Origin of the sequence: Flavobacterium aquidurense, from assembly GCF_031458035.1 — a bacterium.
Classification (GTDB): domain Bacteria; phylum Bacteroidota; class Bacteroidia; order Flavobacteriales; family Flavobacteriaceae; genus Flavobacterium; species Flavobacterium aquidurense_C.
Map to the genome: position 1 here is coordinate 88,942 of NZ_JAVDXR010000006.1, position 17,752 is coordinate 106,693.

Annotated in this window: 15 protein-coding genes; 9 read left to right on the top strand and 6 right to left on the bottom strand. The window is 34.2% G+C overall.

What is annotated here, in order from left to right; genetic code table 11:
• Window positions 1-25: 25 nt before the first annotated feature.
• The 3 genes from J2X17_RS11210 to J2X17_RS11220 form a co-directional block, all read right to left on the bottom strand.
• Window positions 26-1,333, bottom strand: coding sequence for a TolC family protein (locus tag J2X17_RS11210; RefSeq protein ID WP_310297791.1), 1,308 nt, complete (start codon window positions 1,331-1,333; stop codon window positions 26-28).
• A 53-nt stretch (window positions 1,334-1,386) separates the two neighbouring features.
• A complete protein-coding gene (locus J2X17_RS11215; RefSeq protein WP_310297794.1) occupies window positions 1,387-4,482 on the bottom strand; it encodes an efflux RND transporter permease subunit in 3,096 nt (1,031 codons plus the stop codon).
• A 98-nt stretch (window positions 4,483-4,580) separates the two neighbouring features.
• Entirely contained in the window at window positions 4,581-5,642 is a 1,062-nt protein-coding gene (locus tag J2X17_RS11220; RefSeq protein WP_310297797.1) for an efflux RND transporter periplasmic adaptor subunit, read from the bottom strand.
• A gap of 509 nt (window positions 5,643-6,151) precedes the next feature.
• Between J2X17_RS11220 and J2X17_RS11225 the strand changes: the two genes are divergently transcribed.
• Window positions 6,152-6,748, top strand: coding sequence for a DUF6436 domain-containing protein (locus tag J2X17_RS11225; RefSeq protein WP_310297799.1), 597 nt, complete (start codon window positions 6,152-6,154; stop codon window positions 6,746-6,748).
• A 25-nt stretch (window positions 6,749-6,773) separates the two neighbouring features.
• Window positions 6,774-7,634, top strand: a complete 861-nt coding sequence (locus tag J2X17_RS11230; protein ID WP_310297802.1) for a histidine kinase — start codon at window positions 6,774-6,776, stop codon at window positions 7,632-7,634.
• 289 nt (window positions 7,635-7,923) lie between these two features.
• On the opposite strand, the gene recG is transcribed toward J2X17_RS11230, so the two are convergent.
• On the bottom strand, window positions 7,924-10,032 hold the full coding sequence (recG, locus tag J2X17_RS11235; protein WP_310297805.1) for an ATP-dependent DNA helicase RecG: 2,109 nt from the start codon (window positions 10,030-10,032) through the stop codon (window positions 7,924-7,926).
• A 223-nt stretch (window positions 10,033-10,255) separates the two neighbouring features.
• Between recG and J2X17_RS11240 the strand changes: the two genes are divergently transcribed.
• On the top strand, window positions 10,256-10,801 hold the full coding sequence (locus J2X17_RS11240; protein ID WP_310297808.1) for a DUF1697 domain-containing protein: 546 nt from the start codon (window positions 10,256-10,258) through the stop codon (window positions 10,799-10,801).
• Between the two features lie 78 nt (window positions 10,802-10,879).
• On the opposite strand, the gene J2X17_RS11245 is transcribed toward J2X17_RS11240, so the two are convergent.
• On the bottom strand, window positions 10,880-11,653 hold the full coding sequence (locus tag J2X17_RS11245) for a Dph6-related ATP pyrophosphatase (protein WP_310297810.1): 774 nt from the start codon (window positions 11,651-11,653) through the stop codon (window positions 10,880-10,882).
• 62 nt (window positions 11,654-11,715) lie between these two features.
• Between J2X17_RS11245 and J2X17_RS11250 the strand changes: the two genes are divergently transcribed.
• From J2X17_RS11250 to J2X17_RS11265, 4 genes are all read left to right on the top strand, one after another.
• A complete protein-coding gene (locus J2X17_RS11250; RefSeq protein ID WP_310297813.1) occupies window positions 11,716-11,937 on the top strand; it encodes a hypothetical protein in 222 nt (73 codons plus the stop codon).
• 297 nt (window positions 11,938-12,234) lie between these two features.
• Window positions 12,235-12,618 (top strand): transposase, encoded by a 384-nt coding sequence (locus J2X17_RS11255; protein ID WP_310297815.1) that lies wholly within the window; start codon window positions 12,235-12,237, stop codon window positions 12,616-12,618.
• On the top strand, window positions 12,615-14,678 hold the full coding sequence (locus tag J2X17_RS11260; protein ID WP_310297818.1) for a M1 family metallopeptidase: 2,064 nt from the start codon (window positions 12,615-12,617) through the stop codon (window positions 14,676-14,678). Before J2X17_RS11255 ends, J2X17_RS11260 begins: the two co-directional genes overlap by 4 nt.
• Window positions 14,679-14,873: 195 nt before the next feature.
• Window positions 14,874-15,773 (top strand): patatin-like phospholipase family protein, encoded by a 900-nt coding sequence (locus J2X17_RS11265; protein ID WP_310297821.1) that lies wholly within the window; start codon window positions 14,874-14,876, stop codon window positions 15,771-15,773.
• A gap of 90 nt (window positions 15,774-15,863) precedes the next feature.
• Here the strand turns inward: J2X17_RS11265 and J2X17_RS11270 are convergent, their stop codons facing one another.
• On the bottom strand, window positions 15,864-16,385 hold the full coding sequence (locus tag J2X17_RS11270) for a DUF7935 family protein (RefSeq protein WP_310297824.1): 522 nt from the start codon (window positions 16,383-16,385) through the stop codon (window positions 15,864-15,866).
• Between the two features lie 125 nt (window positions 16,386-16,510).
• On the opposite strand from J2X17_RS11270, the gene J2X17_RS11275 reads away from it, so the two are divergent.
• Window positions 16,511-17,278: a sulfite exporter TauE/SafE family protein gene (locus tag J2X17_RS11275; RefSeq protein WP_310297826.1), complete on the top strand. Its 768-nt coding sequence runs from the start codon at window positions 16,511-16,513 to the stop codon at window positions 17,276-17,278.
• 113 nt (window positions 17,279-17,391) lie between these two features.
• Complete coding sequence (locus J2X17_RS11280; RefSeq protein ID WP_310297829.1) at window positions 17,392-17,544, top strand: hypothetical protein; 153 nt, start codon at window positions 17,392-17,394, stop codon at window positions 17,542-17,544.
• Window positions 17,545-17,752: the final 208 nt, after the last annotated feature.

Sequence of the window (17,752 nt, forward strand, 5' to 3'; positions counted from 1 at the left end):
TTGTTATTTTTTGAAACAAATTTAATTAAAAATTCATATTACCCGCCAATTCTTTCAATGCAATTTCAGATAATTTTGCTTCATATTGCGCATTGCTGTAACGTACTTTTGCATTCACATAATTAAGTTGTGCAGCTCTGAAATCTATTGTAGTAATAGTTCCTATCTTAAACTTATCTAATGTGATTTGCAAATTTTGCCTCGCAATGGCTTCATTATCTTCTTCAAGATCAATTAATTCTAAGTTTGTTAAATAGGTTTGAAATGCCGTACTTAATTGTGTGTTCAGAATCATATTTTGCTGCTCGATTGCAATTTGAGAATTTTCAATTTCAAGTTTGGCTACTTTTTCATTTCGATGCTGATTAAAACCATCGAATACATTAAGCGTTGCATTGAATCCGTAATTTAAGCCATGTGATGAAGCCTGACTTGTAAATCCTAAACTCGACTGGCTATCAGCAAAATTGTATCCGGATGTTAAATTCACAACCGGATATCGATCTGCTTTCACCTGTTTAAGCTGTAATTCGGCTATTCGTTTATTGATTATCTGAGTTTCTAAACCAGGATTTTGTTTCTGTGCCAATTCCATTAAATCGGCTAATACCAATGTGTTATCTACTGTAACCAAATCAGTGACTTTGAAATCAGTTTTAGGATCACGTGCTAAATACTGATTTAGTAATATTTTACCGTTTGCATACGATTCTTTTTGTCTCAATAATGCAACCTGATCTGTATTTAAATCTACCTGTGCATTTAAAACTTCCAATTTTGAAGCTTTTCCAATAGTAAAACGGTTTTGTGCTAATTTCAAACGTTGTTGCGAAATAACTATTGTTGTGTCTAATGCAGATAATTGCTGTTGTTGCAGAACCAGATCATAATAAGCAGAATTTACCTGAGCAATCTTGATTAAAATAGTTTGTTTTAACTGAGCATCGCCCAATCTTTGAAGTTCTTTTAACTGATCAAGTCTCGCGAACATTTTCATTCCGTCAAAAACGGTCCAGCCTAAACTTACACCGTAATTCAAACTGTTGTTTTTGGCGTTGTCTAATGATGTTGATGTACCGTCCTGACGTGTTTGTGATGAATTTGTAATACTATTATTATCTGTTATTGAAGCTGTTGCAACAGGCAGCATTCCGGCGTTCCCAATAGTTACATTGGTCTCGCTAATTTTAGTATTATTTTTAGCAATTTTAATTTCAAAATTATTTTCTAAAGCTATTTTCATAGCATCTCCAATAGTCAGGACTTCCTGCGCATTCATAGCTGTAATGCAAAAGAAGAATATTAAACTGCGGAACAAAATTTTAGTATTCATATTTGTTTTCTTTTGCCACGAATTTAATCTAACTCAAATTCGAGGCTAATAAATTATTTACTTTCTTTTTCGTATTCGTCAATATGATCAAACTCAGGATAATGTTTTCTGGCTTTCGACCACATTAAATAAATAGCCGGAATTACAAAAAGTGTCAGTGCTAAAGAGAAAATGGTTCCTCCCACAATTACAACTCCCATCCCGATTCTACTTGTAGATGCTGCTCCAAGTGACATCGCAATTGGTAATGCTCCCAAAGCGATCGCTAAACTTGTCATTAAAATTGGACGTAAACGTGCCTCTGAAGCTTCTAAAATTGCCTCTAGTTTTGGTTTGCCCTGTTCTCTAAGCTGGTTCGCAAACTCTACAATCAAAATACCATTTTTAGTTACGAGTCCGATAAGCATTACGGTACCAATCTGGCTAAAGATATTCCAAGTTTGGTTGAATAACCATAAAGAGAATAATGCCCCGGCAACTGCCATTGGAACAGTTAAAATGATAATAAACGGATCAATAAAACTTTCAAATTGTGCGGCAAGAATCAAAAAGATTAGTAATAGCGCCAATCCGAAAGCGAAAGAAGTATTTGAGCTACTTTCAACGAAATCTCTCGATTCTCCACTTAAATCTGTGGTAAAACTTTCATCCAGGACTTTAGCTTTAATTCTGTCCATTTCCTGAATACCATCGCTGATACTTTTACCCGGCGCTAAACCTGCAGAAACGGTAGCCGACATATATCGGTTATTGTGGTACAATTGTGGAGGATTACTTTGTTCTTCAATCTTCACAACGTTATCCATCTGAATTAATTCGCCATCTTTATTTTTGACAAACATCGAGGTTAAGTCCAAAGGTTTCGAACGGTCTTTTTGATCAAATTGACCGATAACCTGATATTGTTTTCCGTTTTTAATGAAATATCCAAAACGCTGTCCGCTTAAAGAAAGTTGCAATGTTTGGGCGATATCAATAATCGAAATTCCCAGACTTTCTGCTTTTTCACGATCTATACTAACATTGATTTCAGGCTTGTTAAATTTCAGGTTAACATCTGAAATAGAGAAAACGTCGCTTTTACCCACTTCATCCATGAAAACAGGAATTTTAGCTCTTAATTTTTCAAAATTGGGAGCCTGAATAATATATTGAATTGGCAAGCCACCACGTCTGTTAACAGCAATAGTAGGTTGTTGGATGACTGATGTTTTCGCATCCGGATATTGTTTTGTCCATTTTGTTAATTGGTCAGCAATGTCTTTTTGAGATTTTTTTCTTTCATCTGGTTCTTTAAGAGAAAGTCTGATAAAACCAGTATTGGTTGCTGAGGCTCCAAAGCCTGGAGCTGTAATCACTAAACTTACTACTTTCTCAGGAATGGAATCATCTACAAGTCTTGAAATTTCCTGCATAAAGCGATCTGTATATTCATAAGTTGAACCTTCGGGAGTAGACATACGCATGGTTACAGAACTGCGATCGTCATACGGAGCAGTTTCTTTTGGAAGAATAGTAAAGAACAAATAAATCAATCCAAAGCACGCAATTAAAATTGGAAAACTAATCCATTTTTTAGCCATGAATTTTTCTAAAGCTTCAGCATAACCACTGTTTAGTTTTTCAAAAAACGGTTCTGTTTTTACATAGAATTTAGATTTTTTCTGTTCTCCGCCTTTCATCAAATAGGCATTCAACATTGGTGTTAATGTCAACGATACAAAGGCAGAAATCAATACCGCTGCACCTATGACGACACCAAACTCCCTAAAGAGTCGGCCAACAAATCCTTCTAAGAAAATTACAGGTAAAAATACAGCTGCCAACGTTACTGAAATCGAAATTACAGCATAGAAAATCTCGTTAGAACCTTTGATTGCAGCTTCAATGGGAGACATACCTTCTTCAACTTTCTTGAAGATATTTTCTGTTACCACAATTCCGTCATCTACCACAAGACCAGTTGCTAAAACGATTGCCAATAAAGTTAACACGTTGATCGAGAATCCGAATAGCCACATAATAAAGAAGGTAGCAATCAATGAAACCGGAATGTCAATTAAAGGTCGGAACGCAATTGCCCAGTCTCTAAAGAATAAATAAATAATAATAATAACAAGTATTATAGAAATTCCAAGTGTTTCTGCAACTTCTAGTACCGATTTTTTTACGAAAATAGTATTGTCAAGGGCAATGTTTAATTTGATATCCTTTGGGAGATCTTTCTTTAAAGCTTCGTATTTCTTATAAAATTCAGCTGAAATATCTAAATAATTTGCACCAGGCATCGGTACAATTGCCAAACCAATCATTGGAAGTCCGGATTGGCTCAATTTTGTTTCGATATTTTCGGGACCTAATTCGGCTCCGCCAATATCACTTAGACGAACAATTTTATCACCATCTGTACGAATAATAATATTGTTGAATTCTTCAGGTTTTGATAGATTTCCAACTGTTTTAACTGTTAATTCAGTATTATTTCCAGTTAGTTTTCCAGATGGTAATTCGACATTTTGTGCATTTAATGCGTTACGAACATCCGCAACGGTACATTTATAGGCAGTTAGTTTCACAGGGTCAATCCATAAACGCATCGCGTAACGTTTTTGTCCCCAAATCTGAACACCGCTTACTCCCGGAATCGTTTCTAAACGTTGCGAAATTACATTCTCGGCATAGTCGCTTAATTCTAAAGAATTTCTGGAATCACTCTGAACAGTCATCGAAATGATAGCATCACTATCAGCATCGGCTTTTGATACAACAGGTGGTGCATCAATATCTTGTGGTAAACTTCTAATCGCTTGCGAAACTTTATCACGGACATCATTTGCAGCTTCTTCCAGATTTTTGTCTAAATTAAACTCGATTGTAATATTACTGCTTCCCTGATTACTAGACGAAGTGATATTTCGGATTCCGTCAATCGCATTTACAGCTTTTTCCAGAGGCTCAGTGATTTGTGATTCGATAATATCCGAATTGGCTCCGGTGTAATTTGTTCTGATGGAAACCTGTGCGGGATCAATCGATGGAAATTCGCGAACACCCAAAAACGTATAACCAATGAAACCGAATAAAATAATCAAAAGATTCAGTACAATGGTTAAAACAGGTCTTCTTATACTTGTAGTTGATAAACTCATTATGATATGGGATTTAAGAATAAAGAAAATAGAATAAAGAGAATAGACTTAAGTTCGAAAACTTATAACCTACTAACTTATAACTAAAAACCTTATTTTTATTTTTTTACATTAACCTTTATAGGTGCTTCATTTTTTAATGACATTACACCACTTGTAATCAGTGTATCACCAGCTTTTAATCCAGAAAGAATCAAGATTGAAGCATCTGTTCTTGTTGTAGCGTCAACCATTACTTCTTTGGCTTTGCCCATATTGGCGATATACACTTTTTTACCGTCCTGAACAGGAACAATCGCTTCTGAAGGCACTACGATGGCATCCTTAATAATGTTTAGGGGCAATTTTACATCGGCAAAAGTTCCCGGAAAAAGTTTTCCATCTACATTATCAGCAATGGCACGAATTTTTAAAGTACGGGTTGCAACCTCTATTTCTGGCTCAATAGCATAAATTTTTGCAGTGTAAATTTTATCTGATCCTGAAACTGAAAAATCAATATTTGCGTGTGAATTTACCTGAGAAGCATATTTTTCAGGAATCGAAAATGTAATTTTTAGTTTTCCGGTGTTTACCAATTTTGCCACTAACACGGTTGGCGTAATATAAGTTCCTGGTGAAATAGAGCGTAAACCAATTTTTCCTGAAAAAGGTGCTTTTACAGAAGTTTTGGCAATTTGAGCTTTTATTAATTGTGTTTGAGCTTTCATAGAAGCATAATCAGCATTTGCAACATCAAATTCTTCCTGACTAATCGCTTCTTTCTGAAGTAATAGCTTTGCTCTTCTTTCGTTTTCTGCCGCCAGACCTTCTTTAGTCTGGGCTTGTCTTAGTTGTGCTCGTAATTCAATATCATTTACCTTAAAAAGAACCTGACCTTTATTTACGTAAGTACCTTCACTAAAATAAATTCCTTCTACAATTCCTGAAACTTCACTATGAATTTCGATTTGCTCATTGGCTTCGATAGAACCTGAAAGTGACAAGTCATTATCAAAAGTAGAAGTTTTAACAACTATTCCGGTTACGGTTGTTGGGCGGTCTTTATCGCCAAACTTTTTGGATTCGTCGTTTTTACTTTTGTTTGATACAACTCTATAGGCTATGAACCCCCCGAGTCCTATAATTAGTAGGGCATAAATTAGATTTTTTCCTTTCATAAAATTGAGGTAAAGGTTTTTTAGGGATATGTTTTTTTAGTGACTTACAAATTTAACTTTTTGAACTTAAATCGAAAGACGTTGGCTTTTATTTAACATTTGTATGTACAAGTTTTAAAATTAAATTAGGAGTTAGACTCAATTAATTTACGATGGTTTAATATAGAGGATAAAAAAATATACTTTTTTGTTTTATCATGTAACGAAGTTTTTAAATGTTGTAAGTTATAACTTGTATAAAAGGTAAAAATACGGTGTTTTAATTTCAGAATAAACTTACAATATTTTTTTTTAATGCATTTTGCCTGAATTGTTTTGCAGTTTATCGATTAAATTTGTAACATTGAATAGTTGAACAAAATCGCGATTCTTTTGTGAGAAAAGTAATGTGTTAGTGATTGAAGTATCGATATATGTAGGGTTTTATTTGTTTTAAGTTAATTTTTTCACTTTACGAAAATCACTTAATTAACAATTGTTTATTCGTTAAAATTAAAATCCAATTATTTATGATAAAAAAAGTACTCCTTAGTTTGTGGTTCGTCTTATTGCTTACTGCAATTTCTTTTTTGTTTTGGAAGAATGAATACAAATACAGTTTGCCGACACCGATTCCTAAAGATTATCATGAGATAGCCATGGGAAGTAAAATCGATTTAAAATGCTGTGTGACTGATCAGCGACCGGTTTTTATTCATTTTTTTAATCCGGAATGTCCTTGCTCACGCTTTAATATACCTCATGTAAGTAATCTTATCAAAAAATATGGTGATCGGATTAATTTTAAAATTGTGGTTCTGAATGAAGAGAAGAATTATACAATAGAAGAAATTCAGAAAAAATTCAACGCCAAAATTCCGGTTTATTTTGATGAAGAAATTGCAAAGAACTGCGGTGTTTACTCAACACCTCAAGCTGTGCTTCTTGATACATCTCAAAATTTATATTATCGGGGAAACTATAATAAAACAAGATATTGTACCGATGCGAAGAGTAATTATGCGCAGCAGGCAATTGATTCTTTATTAAGTCAAACTAAGACTCCTTCGTTTGATGCATTAGCTCTGAGGGCTTATGGATGTACGCTGCCAAAATGCACTAAGTAAATCTAACCTAAACACTACTGAAACTATGAAAAAGAAAGCTAGTTTGAATGAGCAGTACTACCTGTACAATTTTATGTCTACAATGACAGAAAAATCAGATTCGATTATTAATTATGTTCTTGCTGTTTATTTTCTTCTCGGAATTGCTTTGGCGTTTAAATATGATACCTGGGAAATTGGAGCAGGAGTGGGAACTCTGAATTTATTAGCCTATTATTCAGCAAAAATTTTTATAAAAAACTCTAGATTTTATCAATATGTACTGTCTGTTGTGCTTGCAATTTTTATGGCACAATATATTTATCAGATGCATGGTTTATTCGAAATGCATTTTACGGTTTTTATCGCAAGTACAATCCTGATTATCTATCAAAACTGGAAATTGCAAATTCCGCTTACGCTTTTGGTTATAGGGCACCATGTTGTTTTGGCTTATATGCAAAACTTCATTTTTAATGATCCAAAAGGAATACAATTGTACTTTTCGCAAGTAAATTTTGACTTTGAAACTTTAATTATTCACATTGTATTAGCTGTAGTCGTTTTTCTTTTAAATGGTTATTGGGCATATTATTTTAAGGAGCACAGCCAGAATCATATTTCTAAAATATCAGATGAATATGAGTTGGAAAACATGAAATTGGCATCGGCAAAATACAGCTCATTATCGGCTACTAAAGAATATAATGATTTTATACACAGAACTACACTGGATTTAAAATTGCCACTAAGCTCGGTATTAAAGCTTATAGATGTTTCAAAAGGGCATACTGATAATGATAAGCTTTTGAATTACCTGGATATGATGCGCGACAGTGCAAAAAAAATAGATGATTTGGTAAATGATATTCATGTTAAGTCAATCAATAGCAGAACCTCAAAATAGAGGTTTTAAAACTTATTTATAACCAATGATTGAATTTATTTTTATTTTATGTTCAGGGGTAAGATCTGCAATAAAATTAAGATGATATTTAGTGGTCTTTTTGAAAGGAAGGAAATAGTTAAGGAAAAATAGGTACTGAGGTTCTGAGGTACTAAGACTTAGAAAAGCTTAGAGCTTTCGTGCGTCAGCGCATCAGTATCTCAGCACCTTAATACCTCATTATCTCATTATCTTAGAACCTTAGTACCTCAGAACCTTAGCACCTCAGAACCTCAGAACCTCAGCACCTCTAACTAATATAATTCCAAATATTTTTCTTTTTCGTCAACTCAATAAAAACAGCTTTCAAAACAGCATGTTCCGGTTTTTGCAGAGGGCCATCTTCTTTTAAAATTTTCATAGCATAGTTTCTGGCCAAACCTAAAATATCACGATCCCGAACAATATCAGCAATTTGAAGGTTTAAAACACCGCTTTGTTGTGTTCCCATTAAATCTCCGGGACCGCGAAGTTTGAGATCGACTTCGGCAATTTCAAAACCATCATTCGTCGATACCATAGTTTCCATTCGGGTTTTACTATCAGCACTTAATTTGTGGCTGGTCATTAAAATGCAATAACTTTGTTCGGCTCCACGACCAACGCGTCCGCGCAACTGATGCAATTGCGATAATCCGAAACGCTCAGCACTTTCGATAATCATAACACTGGCATTCGGAACATTTACACCAACTTCAATCACGGTTGTAGCCACCATAATATTGGTCTTTCCTTCGGAAAACCGTTTCATTTCGGCATCTTTATCGGCCGGTTTCATTTTTCCGTGCAAAATCGAAATTGAATATTGAGGTAATGGAAAATCTCTGGAAATACTTTCGTAACCGTCCATTAAATCTTTGTAATCCATTTTTTCAGATTCCTGGATCAGCGGATAAACAATATAAATTTGTCTTCCTAGAGCAATTTCATCACGAAGGAATTTCCAGACTTTCAATCTGTTAGTATCATAACGATGTACGGTCTGAATGGGTTTTCTTCCAGGAGGCAATTCATCAATTACAGAAATATCCAAATCGCCATATAAACTCATGGCGAGAGTTCTCGGAATAGGAGTAGCGGTCATCACTAAAACGTGTGGCGGAATTGCATTTTTCTTCCACAATTTAGAGCGTTGTTCTACGCCAAAACGATGCTGTTCATCAATTACGGCCAATCCTAAATTCTGAAACTGAACTTTGTCTTCCAATAAAGCATGAGTTCCAATTAAAATATGAAGACTTCCGTTTTCAAGTTCTTCGTGAATGATTTTTCGGGCTGCAGTTTTAGTTGAACCTGTCAGTATTTTTATATTGAGGTTTAGGGTTTTAGCCAATTCTGACAAACCAATAAAATGCTGATTCGCGAGAATTTCTGTCGGAGCCATCAAACAAGCCTGAAAACCATTGTCAATAGCCAAAAGCATGCTCATAAAAGCAACAATGGTTTTTCCAGAACCCACGTCTCCCTGTAATAATCGGTTCATTTGGGCATTGCTTCCCATGTCTGAACGAATTTCTTTGATTACTCTTTTTTGTGCATTCGTCAGTTCAAAAGGCAGATGATTTTGATAAAATTCATTGAAAAGTTCGCCCACTTTTGTAAACGGATGTCCTTTAATTTTATGTTTTCGAATCAGGTTTTTGGTGATTAATTGCAGCTGAATAAAAAACAATTCCTCAAATTTTAATCGGAATTGGGCTTTCGCCAAAGCATCAGTGCTTTTAGGGAAATGGATGTTGAATAAAGCTGCTCTTTTCGGAATCAACTTTAATTCTTCTATTAAATAAGGGGGAAAAGTTTCGGTAAACAAAGCTCCCGTTTCGATAAAAAGCTGTTCCATCAGTTTATTGATGATTCGATTTGAAATTCCGCGATTGGCAAGCGTTTCAGTTGATGGATAAACCGGCTGCATGGCAGAGCGAAGACTTTTTTCGTGCTCATTCCACAACTCAATTTCAGGATGCGCCATACTAAACTGACTTCCGTATAAAGAGCATTTTCCAAAAATCACACAAACTTCATTGAGTTTTAAACTTTCGCGAATCCATTTGTGTCCCTGAAACCAATTCAGGTCAATTTGCCCTGTATCATCCACGAAAGTGGCGACCAAACGCTTTTTATTCTTAGCAAATTCAACCGTTTTTATGTTGATGATTTTGCCAATAATCTGAACTTCGGCTCCTGTATTTTGGAGTTCGTTTATCTTGTAATAGCGAGTTCTGTCGATATATCTGTTCGGAAAAAAATTAACCAAGTCTCCGTATTTATGAATGCCCAATTCCTTACGAAGCAACTGGCCACGACTCGGACCAACGCCTTTTAAGTATTCGATTGGGGTTTCAAGGAGATTGTTAGACATTCTTTTTTTGACTTCTTAGATGGTTAGATTTTTAGACTGGCTTAGATTCTTAGATTTGAGAAAATAGAGTAAAGAGTAAAGAACAAAGACCAAAATCTATTTTCTTTATTCTAGTTTCTATTCTCTTTTTAGAAAAGCGAAGATAGATTTTAATTGGGAAATTTGAAAATGAGAAGATTTAAAGTAGAGAAAATAATATCTTTGAGGAATAAAATCATTTGAAATGACAACACATTTAGCACTATTACGCGGCATCAACGTTTCTGGTCATAATATGATGAAAATGGAAGCTTTGAAAGCTATGCTGGAGAATATTGGCTTCACAAATGTGCGAACATATCTACAATCCGGAAATGTTTTTGTTGATACTGAAGAAGAAAGTGCTTCGAAAGTAGGTTTTATAATCAAACAGGAAATATTCAAGGTTTTCGGGCATGAAGTTCCAACGGTTGTGATTACAAAAGAAGATTTGGAATTGTGTTTTAAAAACAGTCCATATCTAAAAGAAAAAGATATTGATACGAAAAAATTATATGTTGCTTTTGTTTCAATTGCACTAAAAAGCGAAAATATAAATGATTTGAAAATCAGTCAATTTAAACCCGACGAAGCCAGTATTGACGGAAACAGGGTTTTTATAAAATATGCTGTCGGTGCAGGAAAAACAAGGTTTGATCAAAAATATATTGAGAAAAAATTAAATGTAGTAGCGACAATTCGAAACTGGAATACGGTTACGAATTTGCTTAAAATGTATGATGAAAATTAGAGAATGTGTCAATTAGAAAATGTGATAATTATAGAGATTCTTAAATTATCAAATTGACACATTTTCTAATTGTCTAATTTAGATTTTAGGAATCAAATCGCAATACCAAAATCCAAAATCAAAAGCATCGCTGGCACTTGTATCGCAGGCCGTATCTGAGGAATCTTCAGTTTTTGGTTTTTCATATTTTCTATACACTATTTCTCCAATTTCAAAATCGATTGGCTGTGAGAAAATCGGTCCGTCAAAAGCAAAAGTGTGAAATTCTCCGTTTTCACCACAGACATCAACATTTTCAGGTAAATCATTGATGAAATCACGATCTATAATTCGGCCCACAAAACTTTTGTCCAAATATCTTTCGTTTACACAAACTACAATGGTTTTAAATCCAAGGGAAATAAATTCCTGAATCAAATCTTTGGTTGGAGTTTTCCAAATTGGAAACACGCCTTCAAAACCAATTTTTGCCAATTGATCTTCGCGGTATTTTCGTAAATCTTCTAAAAATATATCTCCAAAAACAGAATATGAGATGCCTTGGTTTTTTAATTCGGTCAGGGCTTTCGTCATTACATTTTCGTAAACTTCCATAGTTGGCATTTCGGGAACTTGCAGAATTTTCAGCGGAATGCCGATGCTTTTTGCCTGCGCTTCGAGTAATTCAACACGAACGCCGTGCATGGAAATACGCTGAAATTGCTGATTGACACTTGTCAATAAACATTCAATTTTATAATCAGGATTTTGAAGGATTTTATATAAAGTAAGCGCAGAATCTTTTCCGCTGCTCCAGTTAAATAAGGCTTTTTTAGGTGCTGACACGATGTTGTAATTTTCTGTTGTAAACATACAAATTTCATTCGATTTGTTGGTGAAACCTTTGTAACTTTGGGATTCTTACACGCCAAAAAATGACATTATTTAAAGAAAAGTATAAAATTGATTCCAAAAGATTAAAGGATTGGGATTATTCGAGTGAAGCAGTTTATTTTATTACAATGGTTACTGTAAATAGAGAATGCATCTTCGGATCGATTGTAGATGAGAAAATGATTTTAAATGAGAATGGTCAAATTGTAGAAAATGAGATCTTAAAATCTATTAAAATTCGTAAAAATTGGTTTTTTTCATAATTGGATTGTTATGCCAAATCATGTTCATCTGTTGATTGAAATTCAAAATAATGACATAGAATTACCACAACCGCAGATCGTGAGGCGCACAGCAGTGCGTCTCCGTCCAGAATATCGACAATCGAAATCGAGAGACAAAATAATAACACAGAAATATCACAACAGTGTATCGTAGAGGCGCACAGCAGTGCGTCTCCGCACAGCATATCGACAAACGAAATCGAGGCACGAAATAATGACACAGAAATTCTACGAACGCATATCGTAGAGGCGCACAGCAGTGCGTCTCCGCCCAGAATGTCGGCAAACATTGAGACAAACATTGGCGAGACGCACTGCTGTGCGCCTCTACGTGAAAACCGAGAAGGAAACCGAGACGGAAACCGAGACGAAAACCGAGACGAAAACCGAGACGAAAACCGAGACGAAAATCAGGGAGGAAATAAAAATGCCAATAAAACCGAAACAAATTTATCGCGAAAAACAAATTCAATTTCATCATTTGTTGCTATTTTTAAATCGAAAACAACTAAACAAATTAATGGAGTCGAATCAATTTGGCAAACTAATTATCACGATCATATTGTCCGTAATTACAAAAGATTTGAGATAATTAATAATTATATAAAAAGCAATCCACAATCTTGGGAAACGGATTCAATAAATTCTAATTTTCAATGAAATACATCTTTCTATTATTTACCACATTTCTTTTTGCACAGCAAACTCAATTTGTCGATTTTAAAACCGTTTCGGGGCAATTGTCTTTAAATGCAAAAGAAAAATCGGTTTCCGGTTTGGTTGACTATCAATTTGAGGTTTTAAAACCAATTGATACTATTAAAATCGATGCAAAAAACATGGATTTTTCTAAAGTCAGAATAAATGATAAAGAAATTGTTTTTGTAAATACGGGTAAACAATTGCAAATCATTTCTAATTTTCAAAAAGGGAAAAATCATTTGACTTTTGAGTATTCGGTTAAACCGAAACAAGCTTTGTATTTTGTTGATATAGAGAATTCTGAAGTACAAATTTGGACCCAGGGACAGGGAAAATATACAAGTAATTGGTTTCCGAGTTTTGATGATGTGAACGAAAAAGTAATTTTCAATTTAGGAATAACATTCGACGCTGCTTATCAGGTGGTTTCAAATGGAATTTTAAAAGAGAAAAATACAACAGGAAGTTTCATTCATTGGCAATATGAAATGGAAAATCCCATGAGCTCTTATTTATTAATGCTCGCAATTGGAAAATACGATAAAAAAGAACTTCAAGCAACCTCTAAAATTCCTTTGGAATATTATTTAGAACATAAAGATGCAAATCGTTTTGAACCAACATATCGTTATTCAAAACGCATATTTGATTTTCTGGAGAAGGAAATCGGCGTGAAATATCCCTGGGAAATTTACAGACAAATTCCGGTTCGCGATTTTCTGTATGCCGGAATGGAGAACACAACTTCGACGCTTTTTGCGACACGATATGTGGTCGATTCTATTGGTTTTGAAGATCGAAACTATACAAATGTCGACGCACATGAACTGGCACATCATTGGTTTGGCGACTTGATTACGGCTGAAAGCAGTAAGCATCATTGGCTCCAGGAAGGTTTCGCTACTTATTATGCGGCTCTTGCCGAAAGAGATATTTACGGCGACGATTATTTTTATTCGAAATTGTACAACACGGCACAGCAGATAAAATTTGCGTCAAGAACTGATACGATTCCAGTTTTAAATCCGAAGGCGAGTTCGCTTACTTTTTATGAAAAAGGTGCCTGGGCGTTGTTTGTTTTACATGAGTCAATTGGTGATAAAGCATTCAAAAAAGCAATAAAAAGTTATCTGAAAAAATATGCTTATCAAACGGTAAACACACAGAATTTCTTTGACGAAATAAAAAAAGTATCCAATTTTGATTTGGATAAATTCCAAAAAACTTGGTTAGAATCGACTGTTTTTGATACGCAAGCTGCGAATGCATTATTGAGTAAAAACAAAGCAATTCAGGTTCGGTTAGAAGTTGATAAATTAAAGAAAACGCCTTTGTCAGAGAAGAAAGAGTTTTTAATGAAGACTTTAAATTCAGATGTGTATTATTTGGTTAAAGAAGCAATTATTGATCAAATAGAAAATGAAAAATACGAGGCGAAAAAGGAATTATTGCAAACGGCATTAAAAAGTAATAATTGGCAGGTGCGTCAGGCAGTTGCTGGAAATCTGAATCAGATTCCAGAAGATTTCAGATTGGAATATGAAACTTTATTAAAGGACAAATCATACCAAACGCAGGAAATAGCGCTGTTTTATTTGTGGAAAAATTTCCCAAATCACCGTGTAGAATATTTGGATAAATCTAAAGATTGGATTGGTTTTAACGATTATAATCTTCGAACTCTATGGCTTTCATTGGCTTTATCAACACCAAATTATGCGACTGATCCAGAAGCTTTGGTTTCAGAATTGATTGCTTTTTCTTCGACAAAATATGAGGCCACAACTAGGCAAAATGCACTGGAAAAATTGATTGGTTTTAAAATAATAAACGATCAGGTTTTGACGAATTTGGTAGATGCGACCACCCATCATATGTGGCAATTTTCAAAGTTTGGAAGAGATACCATCCGAATGTTATTAAAAAATCCGGAAATGCGTGTGTCGTTTGAAAGAATTTTGCCTAATTTGACCCCCGATAAACAGTTTCAATTGAATCGTTTGTTGATAGAGAAGTAGAAGCAAGAAGCAAGAGGAAAGATTAGGGCGAATAGAAGATAGAGAATAGAATATAGAATATAGAATATAGAATATAGAATATAGAGAATAGAAGTAAGAGGCAAGAGTAAAGAGTAAAGATTTAATACAGATAAGAAAGTCTTTGCTCTTTATTCTTTTTTCTATTTTCTAGAAAACAAAACCTACAATTATTTTATGAAAGCATTGGTTATTTCAGGTGGTGGCAGTAAAGGTGCATTTGCAGGTGGTGTGGCACAATATTTAATAGAAGAAAAAAATAATGAATACGATTTGTTTTTAGGTACATCTACGGGAAGTTTGCTGATTCCGCATTTGGCTTTGGGACATATCAAAAAAATACATTCTGTTTATACTAATGTAACGATGGCAAGTATTTTTAATATTTGTCCGTTTGTGGTTAAAAATAAAGATGGAGTTGATATTGTAACCATTAATCACTTCAATGTTTTACGTCAGTTTTTTAAAGGAAAAAGAACTTTTGGCGAAAGCAAAGGCCTGAAGAAATATATCAAAAATAATTTTTCACTTTCAGATTTCAATAAACTTAAAAAATTGAATAATGACGTCGTTATTACGGTAACCAATTTTACTAAAAATGAATCTGAGTATAAATCTGTAAAAGATTGTACGTACGAAGAATTCTGCGATTGGTCGTGGATTTCAAGTAACTACGTTCCGTTTATGAGTTTGGTGGAGAAAAATAATTGCGAATATGGCGATGGCGGATTTTCAAGTTTGGTTCCAATCCGTGAAGCAATTAATCGCGGCGCTACGGAAATTGATGTTATTGTTTTGGAAACCGAAGTAAACATGGATAAAACGGTTATTGGTAAAAACCCTTTTTCACTGATGATTGATTTGTTCCGAATTGCCCTAGATCAGGTTGAAAAACATGACATTGCTATAGGAAAACTGATGGCAAACAATAAGAATGTGAAGCTTAACTTATATTACACGCCTATCAGATTAACGGATAATGCTCTTATTTTTAATAAAGAAGTAATGAAAGAATGGTGGCAGCAAGGTTTTGAATATGCTCAGAATAAATCTGAGGTGATGAGTGACAATAGATAATTTTAGATTGTTGATTTTAGATTGTTGATTTTAGATTTTAGATTGTTTGGAGGAATCTAAAATCTAAAATCTGAATTCTAATATAATTTTCTACCACAATTCTGAAACCTCATTTTTAATATACGCTAAAGCAGCATTACTTGGAGATTGTTTCTCTAATAAATCATTTAAAATAACTTCACGTAATTTATCGGCATTGTCAACGCGGTCGCTCATAGCAGTTTTACGAATGATTTGTATCGTTGAATTTTTAGCAGTTGTAATGATTGTCCAACATTCGTCAGACATATAAATTTGCTGAGTTAAATTGTGTTCGAATTCCTGTTCGATTTGGTCGATTAGAAAGTTTTCGTAATCATGTTTTTCGTTAGAAATTGGCGAAATTCTAATCAATAATTTAGTCAGGTTGATGCGCTCTAAATATAACGTCATACGCTCGTAAGCCTGTAAACGTATTGGTAATGATTGCTTTTGATATTCTCTGTTCAATAAAAAAGTACGTTTTTTATCGTTGTTTTTAATATGCAGTTCAAAAAAACTGTAAGCTACAAATCCGGTCACAATGGCTGGTAAAGTATAACTGGCTAATTCTATAATTCTTGTAAAATCCATTTGGTTCAATTTTTCAACAAAAATATACTTTTTGGGGAGAAATCAACATTAATTTTTATTGTAATAAATAAAATGGAAAACTACATTTGTTGGCAATTCTCAAAACCACCTGAACCACAATATTAATGGAAACATATATCATAATTTTACTTTGTTTGGCGGCTTTTGCTGCAGGATTTATTGATGCAATTGTTGGTGGCGGCGGATTGATTCAGACGCCAATGGGTTTGATTTTATTACCGAATTTACCTGTTTCTACGGTTATTGGAACTTTAAAACTACCGGCCTTTAGCGGAACGTCTTTTGCAGCGTTTCAATATTTGAAAAAAGTGGTAATTCAGTGGAGATTGCTTTTGATAATGATGTGTTTGGCGGTTCCATCGGCATTTTTAGGGTCGACTTTATTGACTTATGTGAGTAACGATTTCATGAAACCACTTTTGCTTGTAGTGTTGTCGCTGTTGCTGATTTATACGTATGCAAAGAAAAATTTTGGACAGCATGAGGCCAAAGAACATTCGGTTAAAATTCAAATTTTCTATGCAGTTGTAATAAGTACAATTGTCGGTTTTTATGACGGATTTATAGGTCCTGGAACCGGAAGTTTTTTAGTTGTTGCTTTTATTGCTTTAATGGGATTTGATTTTTTACACGCTTCTGCGAATGCTAAAATGGTGAATTTGGCAACCAATTTTGGTTCGATTTGTTTGTTTATGATTAAAGGAAAAATCATTTGGGCAATTGCTTTGCCAATGGCGGCAAGTAACGCTTTCGGAGGCTGGCTTGGCGCTAAACTAGCTATACATAAAGGAAATGGTTTTATTCGGATTTTCTTTTTGATTGTGGTGATTGGAACTTTGATTCGATTTGCTTACGATGTGTTTTATAAATAATATGCTAAGGTACTGAGGTACTGAGGTACTGAGGGGCTAAGTTTTTTAATGCTTATATTGTAAGAAATTTTAACTATTTTTACTTAGAATTAGCAATGAAAATTATAATAAAAATGACCGAAATAGTTGAGAGTGATAAGGTAGATACGAAACATTTAGAAATACTTGCGAAGGAATTTGAGAAAAGTGAAGAAGAAATAGAAGCTGGTAGAATTATTGATTATTCGGATTTTAAGGAAAAGCTTCGAGTTAAGTATAATTTTTAAAAGTTTCAGACTTTCTAAATTACTAAGTTTTTTTTCTCAGAGCCTTAGCACCTCAGAACCTTAGTACCTTTAATAAGAAACCAATTGTTTATTTCTAGCCCCGATAGAGGCGGTATCCTTTGAGAGGGACGAACAAAGATATAGCCGAAAGCGGGAACAATGCTTCATAAAATGCCCAATTTTTCTGATTTAAAAAACCTTAGATCCT

Excerpts from the sequence above, each read along its gene's own strand:
- J2X17_RS11210 (WP_310297791.1), bottom strand. The coding sequence starts at position 1,333 with ATGAATACTAAAATTTTGTTCCGCAGTTTAATATTCTTCTTTTGCATT.
- J2X17_RS11215 (WP_310297794.1), bottom strand. The coding sequence starts at position 4,482 with ATGAGTTTATCAACTACAAGTATAAGAAGACCTGTTTTAACCATTGTA.
- J2X17_RS11220 (WP_310297797.1), bottom strand. The coding sequence starts at position 5,642 with ATGAAAGGAAAAAATCTAATTTATGCCCTACTAATTATAGGACTCGGG.
- J2X17_RS11225 (WP_310297799.1), top strand. The coding sequence starts at position 6,152 with ATGATAAAAAAAGTACTCCTTAGTTTGTGGTTCGTCTTATTGCTTACT.
- J2X17_RS11230 (WP_310297802.1), top strand. The coding sequence starts at position 6,774 with ATGAAAAAGAAAGCTAGTTTGAATGAGCAGTACTACCTGTACAATTTT.
- recG (WP_310297805.1), bottom strand. The coding sequence starts at position 10,032 with ATGTCTAACAATCTCCTTGAAACCCCAATCGAATACTTAAAAGGCGTT.
- J2X17_RS11240 (WP_310297808.1), top strand. The coding sequence starts at position 10,256 with ATGACAACACATTTAGCACTATTACGCGGCATCAACGTTTCTGGTCAT.
- J2X17_RS11245 (WP_310297810.1), bottom strand. The coding sequence starts at position 11,653 with ATGTTTACAACAGAAAATTACAACATCGTGTCAGCACCTAAAAAAGCC.
- J2X17_RS11250 (WP_310297813.1), top strand. The coding sequence starts at position 11,716 with ATGACATTATTTAAAGAAAAGTATAAAATTGATTCCAAAAGATTAAAG.
- J2X17_RS11255 (WP_310297815.1), top strand. The coding sequence starts at position 12,235 with ATGTCGGCAAACATTGAGACAAACATTGGCGAGACGCACTGCTGTGCG.
- J2X17_RS11260 (WP_310297818.1), top strand. The coding sequence starts at position 12,615 with ATGAAATACATCTTTCTATTATTTACCACATTTCTTTTTGCACAGCAA.
- J2X17_RS11265 (WP_310297821.1), top strand. The coding sequence starts at position 14,874 with ATGAAAGCATTGGTTATTTCAGGTGGTGGCAGTAAAGGTGCATTTGCA.
- J2X17_RS11270 (WP_310297824.1), bottom strand. The coding sequence starts at position 16,385 with ATGGATTTTACAAGAATTATAGAATTAGCCAGTTATACTTTACCAGCC.
- J2X17_RS11275 (WP_310297826.1), top strand. The coding sequence starts at position 16,511 with ATGGAAACATATATCATAATTTTACTTTGTTTGGCGGCTTTTGCTGCA.
- J2X17_RS11280 (WP_310297829.1), top strand. The coding sequence starts at position 17,392 with ATGACCGAAATAGTTGAGAGTGATAAGGTAGATACGAAACATTTAGAA.